The organism is Streptomyces sp. AC602_WCS936, assembly GCF_019049125.1.
GTDB lineage: Bacteria > Actinomycetota > Actinomycetes > Streptomycetales > Streptomycetaceae > Streptomyces.
Window position 1 is genome coordinate 209053 of the sequence record NZ_JAGMUF010000112.1, and the last position, 7988, is coordinate 217040.

Genomic DNA, 7988 nt, shown 5'->3' on the forward strand with positions numbered 1-7988 from the left:
CACACGATGGGCTGAATGTCTCGAGGCTTCAGTACCCCCGCCCTAAGTGCCTGCATAGGTTGGCGGCGAGGGGGGAGATATGGCGGTGAAGCGGAATGCAAAGATGCGGTCTCAGCGCTGGACGGGGCTCGGTTACGCTCTCACGCTCTGCAGCGGCGTCCTCTTCTTGATCAGCACAGAGGTCTCAAGAGATGCTGCTGCTCCAGTGCCCGCGATCTCTGGTCCTTGGGGACGCGGTTCAGAGCTTCCCCTGCTCCCCCCCGAAACACAGAACGTCACGTGGCACCCCTCTGTGGCTCCAGCAGAGGGGCTACCCAGCGGCATTCCGACCGGGCCCCGTCCGGGCCCTTCCAGCAGTCGAGCCCAGGCAGCACCACCCGAAAGCCCACCCCGCGGCCCGCTCCCAGTCGCGACCAAAACCGTCTTGGTGCTCAGCGATGACGACCAAGACAGCGACAGCGACGGACTCGCAACCGTATCGGCGATCGGCAGTCTTCTCGCTGGCCTGGCGGCTGTCGCCTCGTTTGCCCACGGCATCGCGATCAGGCGCGAACAGCGCCGCGGCTCAGGGACACCAGGCTCGGAGCCAGCCTCCAGTACGGACCCGAGCCCCGAGCCTCAGCCAGACCCCGCGACCTAACGCACTGCGGACCTCAAGCTTCCCCGCCCAGTGGAGTTGGTCATGAGAAGGTGCAGCCGCTGCCCCTCGTATCAGGCTGGCTCCCCCGTCTCCCCGTCCATACAGGCTTCGTTCATGCACCACGCCCGCGGCCGGTCACCGCGGTGACGTGGACGTCGCCGACGCGGCCCCCTTCCGCCTCGCCAGAGCAGAACGGATGCGCTCCTCTCCAGCTTTCGCTTCCGCGGCGGCCTCCCTGCCAGGGGCGGCGGCGGATGACGTGAACGCCGGACGGGTGGCGCGCCCCCTCGGGCCCGAAACCGTGCCCACCACCGGCGTGAGGATTCAGCTTCACGGCTTCACCGCCCGCCCCTGCCCGCTCCCGACCGGACCCTTGCGCCCGTTCACCGAGTAGCCAGCCGGCGTACGGGAGACGTTCGGGCCGTACGCGCGGACCATGGCCGCGGAGGATCTGCTCTTCCTCCACACTCAGATGCAGGCCGACGGGACTGGACCGGTCCTCACCGCTGTCGTTGACGATCGTGTCGTTGGGGCCACCGGGCCGACGGAGATCCCGCCCGACGCGGTCGGCTCCCGCCAACTGATACCGCAGTACTTCGCTGTCCTGCCGGAGGCCCGCGGCCACGGCTCGGGGCGTCTGCTGTGACGCGGGGCCATGCACTCGGGACAGAGCCACGCCGCCGACTACCGGCTGCTCCAGACGGAGGTGGGCAGGGCGTCGGACCGTCTGTGCCGCGCGGAAGGCCTCACGTCTCCCGGTTTTATCTGTACGCGGAAGGTGTGACGGAGAGACCGGAGACCGCCCCGCTCCCCCGTGGCGGATGGCGGGGCCTCAGACGTTGATGAGCACGGTCACGCGAGTGTCGAGGACGGCAGCGATCCGCATCAGCTCGCTGTAGCGGGGGTCGCCCTCGCCGCGTTCGATGCGCTGGACGTTGCTCCGGCTGAGGCCGGTCGCCTCGCAGAACTGCTCCTGGGTGTAGCGCGCGGCGGTGCGTAAGTCAGCGATGCGTTCACCCAGCCCCCGGCAGTTCGCGAACGGTTCCAACGTGTCCGTCGTCGTGCACGAGCTGGCCCACCAGTGGTACGGCGACCTGGTCTCGGTGCACGGTTGGAAGGACATCTGGATCAACGAGGGCGAGGGCACGGCCCAGAAACTGGCCGACTACACGTACGTGTCGCACCCTGCCGACAACCCGTTCTGGACGGTGCGGCCCGGTGATCCGGGGCCGGAGAACCAGTTCGACATCGCGGTCTACGACCGGGGCGCGCTGGCCGTCCACGCGCTGCGGAACGAGGTCGGGGACGAGGACTTCTTCGCCATCCTGAAGGGCTGGCCCGCGAAGTACGCCCACGGCAACGCGTCGGTCGCCGACTTCCAGCGGTACGCCGAGGAGGTGTCCGGCGAGCCGCTCGCCGCGCTGTTCGACACCTGGCTGTTCCAGCCGTCGAAGCCGGGCGCTCCGGCGGCGCGCGCGGCGTCCCTCACGAAGGCGGCGGACACGCCCGCGCAGCCCCGGTCGTGGCGGAAGATCGCCGCGACGAACGACGTGCACCGGCACTGACCGGCTGGGTCAGGGGGTGGCTCAGGCGGTGTCCCCGTGGTCGTAGACGGTCACGGGGACACCGCGCCCGGCGAGGCGGTCGGTGATCAGTGGTTCGACCCGGGACCACTTGCCGCCGGCCAGGCCGCAGCCTATGCGGGGCATGTGCACGGACGCGCCGAGCTCGGCCGCCTTGTCGGCGAGGCGGCCGAGCGCGGTGTCGATCGCCTCGTAGCGCACGGGGGCGCCCTTGCTGCCGGTCCGGGTGCCGCGCTGGCCGATCATGTTGGCCACCCAGACGTACGGCTCGACCTGGACGAACTGGGCCGCGCCGAGCCCGAAGTCGTTGGACGCGCGGTCGCGGTGCCAGGCGCGGTAGGCCGCCTCGGGCTCCGGCCAGCGGCGCGATATGGCGAGGACGAAGCCCTTGCCCCAGCCGCCGAGGTCGTTGCAGACGTGGGCGATCACCTTGACGCCCTTGACCGACGGGACGGTGGCGTCACCCCGGACATACCTGATCTCCGACATGACACCACCGTAGGGGCCACCACTGACAGTGGCCCGGGGTCGCTACTTCCGCAGCGCCGACAGTTCCTGCTCGGCGTTGCGCGCCACCCGCCGCCGGACGCCGAACCAGCCGGCCACCAGCATCACCGCGATCACGGGCACCAGCAGCACGGTCTTGCGGCCGACCTCCTCGTCGTTCCACATCAGGCCGATGACCGCCAGCAGGAAGGCGATCGTGACGATCTCCGTGACGGGGCTGCCGGGCAGCCGGAAGTGCGGCCGTTCGACCAGGCCCGCACGCGCCCGGCGCACGAACACCAGGTGGCAGATCATGATGATCACCCAGGTGCTGATGATGCCCAGGGAGGCGACGTTCAGGACGATCTCGAAGGCCTTGTTCGGCACCAGGTAGTTCAGCCCGACACCGAGGACGCAGACCGCGCAGGTGAGCAGGATGCCGCCGTAGGGGACCTGGCTGCGGCTCATCACGCCGGTGAACCTGGGCGCGGAGCCCGACATCGCCATGGAGCGCAGGATGCGGCCGGTGGAGTACAGGCCGGAGTTCAGGGACGACATCGCGGCGGTGAGGACGACGAGGTTCATCACGTCACCGGCGGCCGGCACACCGATCCCCGACAGCACCGTGACGAAGGGGCTCTCGTCGCCCGAGTAGAGCGAGCTCGGCAGCAGCAGGGCCAGGAGGACGACCGAGCCGACGTAGAACAGGGCGACCCGCCACATGATCGAGTTCACCGCGCGGGGCACGATCTTGTGCGGCTCGGCGGTCTCGCCGGCGGCGACGCCGACCAGCTCCAGGGCGGCGTAGGAGAAGATCACGCCCTGCATGACGAGGACCACGGGCATCACGCCGTGCGGGAGGATGCCGCCGTGGTCGGTGATCATGCCCAGACCCGGGGTCTGCCCGGCCACCTCGTGCTGGGTGGCGAGCAGGAAGATGCCGATCAGCATGAAGGCGACGAGGGTGGCGACCTTGACGATCGCGAACCAGAACTCCATCTCGCCGAAGATCTTCACCGAGATGAGGTTCACCGCCAGGACCACCGCGAGGGCGATCAGGGCGAGCACCCATTGGGGGATGCTCGTGAACATGCTCCAGTAGTGCGTGTACAGCGCGATCGCGGTGATGTCGGCGATACCGGTCGTCGACCAGTTCAGGAAGTACATCCAGCCGGCGACGTAGGCGCCCTTCTCGCCGAGGAACTCGCGCGCGTACGACACGAAGGATCCGGACGAGGGCCGGTAGAGCACCAGCTCACCGAGCGCCTTGACGACGAAGAAGGCGAAGACGCCCGCGACGAGGTAGGCGATCGCGAGCGCCGGTCCGGCGTCGCGCAGGCGCCCGCCGGCGCCGAGGAAGAGGCCGGTGCCGATCGCGCCGCCGATGGCGATCATGTTGACGTGGCGGGCCTTGAGGTCCTTGCTGTAGCCGGCGTCGCCCGCGTCCGCGGGTCGTTCGGCCGCCTGTGGGTGGGCGGCGGCCTGTGCCGTGGCGACGGCGTCCTTGCTCACGGGTGGTTCCACTCTCTGGTGCGCCCGGGCGGGATCTGCCCAGGTCGTCCGTACAGTGCCAAGGCCCGCACCACCCTCGCGGCACAGACCAACGCAGCACCTTCCCACGACGCTGCGTAGACATGCGGTGTCTCATGTCACACAGCGTGACTTCTCACATGATCCACCGACGGCCTCCACCTGCCGCACGAGTGGAGCACAGGTGTGGTGCACAGGTGGTGTCACAGCAATGGTGAGACAGCGATACTGCTGCACATGACGACGAGCGACACCGAGGCGGCCGACACCGGGGGGACGGACGCCGGGGGGCAGACCCTCACGATCGACGAGCTGGCCGCGCGGGCCGGCGTCACGGTGCGCACGGTCCGCTTCTACGGCACCAAGGGGCTGCTGCCGCCGCCGGTGATCGGCCCCCGTCGGGTGGGGCGCTACGGCGGGGAGCACCTGGCCCGGCTGGCGCTGATCGAGGAGCTGCAGCACCAGGGCATGACGCTGGCCGCGATCGAGCGGTACCTGAAGCAGCTGCCGCCGGACCTGAGCGCGCACGACCTGGCGCTGCACCGCGCGGTGGTGGCCTCCTGGGCGCCGGAGACGGTGGAGCGGGTCACCCGCGAGGAGCTGGGCAGGCGGGCGGGCCGGCCCCTGACCGACGAGGAGGTGGACCGGCTCGGCGCGATGGACGTCGTGGCGCCCGACGGCGACGGGTACCGGGTCGACGCCGGGCTGCTCCGGCTCGGCGTCGAGCTGCTCGACGTGCCCTTCTCCCCCGAGACGGTCCTCGCCGCCCGCACCGCCCTCCTCGAGCACTCCCGCGCCGCCGCGCGGGACCTGTCGCGACTGCTGCGCGACGCGGTCGCCGAACGCGACGCGCGGGACGTGCGGTCCCTGTCCGCCCACATGCACCCGCTCGTGGTGCAGGCGCTGCTGACCACGTTCCAGCGGTCACTGCGGGAGGAGCTGCGGGAGTGGCTCGACAAGGAGGCCGGTGAATGATCCGGCCTCCTCAGCCGAACAGGCGGCTCAGCGGCCGTCGGTGAAGGCCTCCCCCTTTTCCGCCTTCTCCACCAGCAGCGCGGGCGGCGTGAAGCGCTCCCCGTAGCGGTCGGCCAGCTCCCGCGCGCGGGCTACGAAGCCGGGCAGGCCGCCCTCGTAGCCGTTGATGTACTGGAGGACGCCGCCGGTCCAGCCGGGGAAGCCGATACCGAGGATCGAGCCGATATTGGCGTCGGCGACGGAGGTCAGGACGCCCTCCTCCAGGAGCTTGACCGTGTCGAGCGCCTCCGAGAAGAGCATGCGCTCCTGCATGTCCGCGAAGGGGATCTCGTGGCCCGGCTTCGTGAAGTGCTCGCGCAGCCCCGGCCACAGACCGGCGCGCTTGCCGTCCTCGCCGTACTCGTAGAAGCCGGCGCCGCCGCTGCGGCCGGGGCGGCCGAACTCGTCGACCATGCGGTCGACGACGGCCTCGGCGGGGTGTGCGGTCCAGGTGCCGCCGGACTCCTCCACGGCCCGCTTCGTCTCCTTGCGGATCTTCCGGGGCAGGGTGAGGGTGAGTTCGTCCATCAGGGACAGGACCTTGGCCGGGTAGCCGGCCTGGGCCGCGGCCTGCTCGACGGAGGCGGGCTCGATACCCTCGCCGACCATCGCCACGCCCTCGTTGATGAAGTGACCGATGACCCGGGAGGTGAAGAAGCCCCGCGAGTCGTTGACCACGATCGGCGTCTTGCTGATCTGCCGGACCAGGTCGAAGGCCCGGGCCAGCGCCTCGTCCCCGGTCTGCTCGCCCTTGATGATCTCCACCAGCGGCATCTTGTCGACTGGTGAGAAGAAGTGCAGCCCGATGAAGTCGGCCTGCCGCTCGACACCCTCGGCCAGCGCGGTGATGGGCAGGGTGGAGGTGTTGGAGCACAGCAGTGCGTCCGGCGCGACGACGTTCTCGATCTCCTGGAACACCTTGTGCTTGAGGGCAGTGTCCTCGAAGACGGCCTCGATGACCGCGTCGCAGCCTGCGAGGTCGGCCGCCTCGGCGGTCGGGGTGATGCGGGCGAGCAGCGCGTCGGCCTTCTCCTGGGTCGTACGGCCCTTGGCGACGGCCTTGGCGCACAGCTTCTCGGAGTAGGCCTTGCCCTTGAGGGCCGCTTCGAGGGACACGTCCTTGAGGACGACGTCGATGCCCGCGCGGGCGCACGAGTAGGCGATGCCCGCGCCCATCATCCCGGCGCCCAGGACGGCCGCCTTGGTGACCCTGCGGGGCTCGATGCCCTGGGGGCGGTTGGCGCCGGAGTTGACGGCCTGCAGGTCGAAGAAGAACGCCTGGATCATGTTCTTCGCGGTCTGTCCGGCGGCCAGCTCGACGAAGTAGCGGGCCTCGATGACCTGGGCGGTCTCGAAGTCGACCTGGGAGCCCTCGACGGCGGCGGCCATGATGTTGCGCGGCGCCGGGTAGGGGGCGCCGTTGGTCTGCTTGCGCAGGTTGGCCGGGAAGGCGGGCAGGTTGGCCGCGAACTTCGGGTGGGACGGGGTGCCGCCGGGGATGCGGTAACCGGGCTTGTCCCAGGGCTGGGCGGACTCGGGGTTGGCGTCGATGAAGGCGCGGGCCTTGGCGAGCATGTCCTCGCGGCTGTCGGCGACCTCGTCGACCAGGCCGTTCTCCTGGGCGCGGCGCGGGTTGTACTGGGTGCCCTGGAGGAGCACCTTGAGGAGCGCGTCGGTGATGCCGAGCATCCGGACGGTGCGGACGACGCCGCCGCCTCCGGGCAGCAGGCCGAGGGTGACCTCGGGGCAGCCGATCTTGGAGCCGGGCGCGTCGAGGGCGACGCGGTGGTGGCAGGCGAGGGCGATCTCGTAGCCGCCGCCGAGGGCCGCGCCGTTCATGGCCGCGACGACGGGCTTGCCGAGGGTCTCGATGCGGCGCAGGTTCCGCTTGATCGCCATGCCGCCGTCGAAGAGGTCCTGGGCGGTCTCGGGGGTGACGCGGATCAGGTCGCGCAGGTCGCCGCCGGCGAAGAAGGTCTTCTTGGCGGAGGTGAGGATGACGCCCCGGATGTCGTCCTTCTCGGCCTCCAGGCGGTCGGTGATCGCCGCCAGCGACTCGCGGAACGCCTGGTTCATGGTGTTGGCGGACTGGTCGGGGTCGTCGAGGACGAGGGTGACGATCCCGGTGTCGTCCTGTTCCCAGCGGATGGTGGTGGACTCGGTGGTCATGAGGGTGTGCTCCTGGTGATCCGTCGTATCCGTCGGGAAGGGGGTCAGATGCGCTCGACGATGGTGGCGATGCCCATGCCGCCGCCCACGCACAGGGTGGCGAGGCCGTACCGCTTGTCCTGGCGCTCCAGTTCGTCCACGAGCGTGCCCAGGATCATCGCGCCGGTGGCACCGAGGGGATGGCCGAGCGCGATGGCGCCGCCGTTGACGTTGACCCTGTCCAGGGACAGGCCCATGTCCTTCACGAAACGCAGGACGACGGCCGCGAACGCCTCGTTGATCTCCACCAGGTCGATGTCGTCGATCGTCAGCCCCGCCTTGGCGAGCGCCTTGCGGGTCGCCGGGGCGGGCCCGGTGAGCATGATGGTGGGCTCGGAGCCCGAGACGGCGGCGGAGACGATCCGGGCGCGGGGCGTGAGCCCGTAGCGGTCACCGACCTCCTTGGAGCCGATGGCGACCAGGGAAGCGCCGTCCACGATCCCGGACGAGTTGCCCGCGTGGTGGACGTGGTCGATCTTCTCGACCCAGTGGTACTTCTGCAGCGCCACCGCGTCGAAACCACCGAG

At 70.0% G+C, this 7988-nt stretch carries 5 protein-coding genes and 2 pseudogenes; 2 read left to right on the forward strand and 5 right to left on the reverse strand.

Annotated features, from left to right (window positions below):
• Positions 1–1472: 1472 nt before the first annotated feature.
• Entirely contained in the window at positions 1473–1763 is a 291-nt protein-coding gene (locus KUM03_RS30705) for a helix-turn-helix domain-containing protein (RefSeq protein WP_254400103.1), read from the reverse strand.
• Between KUM03_RS30705 and KUM03_RS30710 the strand changes: the two are divergent.
• Positions 1660–2205 (forward strand): annotated as a pseudogene (locus tag KUM03_RS30710) (M1 family aminopeptidase); the annotation flags it as partial. The gene KUM03_RS30705 and the pseudogene KUM03_RS30710 overlap by 104 nt on opposite strands.
• Before the next feature lie 21 nt (positions 2206–2226).
• On the opposite strand, the gene KUM03_RS30715 reads toward KUM03_RS30710, so the two are convergent.
• Positions 2227–2712 (reverse strand): macro domain-containing protein, encoded by a 486-nt coding sequence (locus KUM03_RS30715; RefSeq protein ID WP_217253736.1) that lies wholly within the window; start codon positions 2710–2712, stop codon positions 2227–2229.
• A gap of 42 nt (positions 2713–2754) precedes the next feature.
• On the reverse strand, positions 2755–4221 hold the full coding sequence (locus KUM03_RS30720; protein ID WP_217253738.1) for an amino acid permease: 1467 nt from the start codon (positions 4219–4221) through the stop codon (positions 2755–2757).
• 255 nt (positions 4222–4476) lie between these two features.
• Between KUM03_RS30720 and KUM03_RS30725 the strand changes: the two genes are divergently transcribed.
• The gene (locus KUM03_RS30725; RefSeq protein ID WP_217253740.1) at positions 4477–5214 is read left to right on the forward strand and encodes a MerR family transcriptional regulator; all 738 of its coding nucleotides are present in this window, start codon (positions 4477–4479) and stop codon (positions 5212–5214) included.
• A 27-nt stretch (positions 5215–5241) separates the two neighbouring features.
• Here KUM03_RS30725 and KUM03_RS30730 read toward each other — a convergent pair whose 3' ends face one another.
• Both KUM03_RS30730 and KUM03_RS38670 read right to left on the reverse strand, forming a co-directional pair.
• A complete protein-coding gene (locus KUM03_RS30730) occupies positions 5242–7422 on the reverse strand; it encodes a 3-hydroxyacyl-CoA dehydrogenase NAD-binding domain-containing protein (RefSeq protein WP_217253742.1) in 2181 nt (726 codons plus the stop codon).
• Between the two features lie 44 nt (positions 7423–7466).
• Positions 7467–7988: pseudogene (locus KUM03_RS38670) on the reverse strand (acetyl-CoA C-acyltransferase); the annotation flags it as partial.

Bases quoted from the DNA above. Each gene is read 5' to 3' on its own strand.
- KUM03_RS30730 (WP_217253742.1), bottom strand. From the start codon at position 7,422: ATGACCACCGAGTCCACCACCATCCGCTGGGAACAGGACGACACCGGG.
- KUM03_RS30705 (WP_254400103.1), bottom strand. From the start codon at position 1,763: ATGTCCTTCCAACCGTGCACCGAGACCAGGTCGCCGTACCACTGGTGG.
- KUM03_RS30715 (WP_217253736.1), bottom strand. From the start codon at position 2,712: ATGTCGGAGATCAGGTATGTCCGGGGTGACGCCACCGTCCCGTCGGTC.
- KUM03_RS30725 (WP_217253740.1), top strand. From the start codon at position 4,477: ATGACGACGAGCGACACCGAGGCGGCCGACACCGGGGGGACGGACGCC.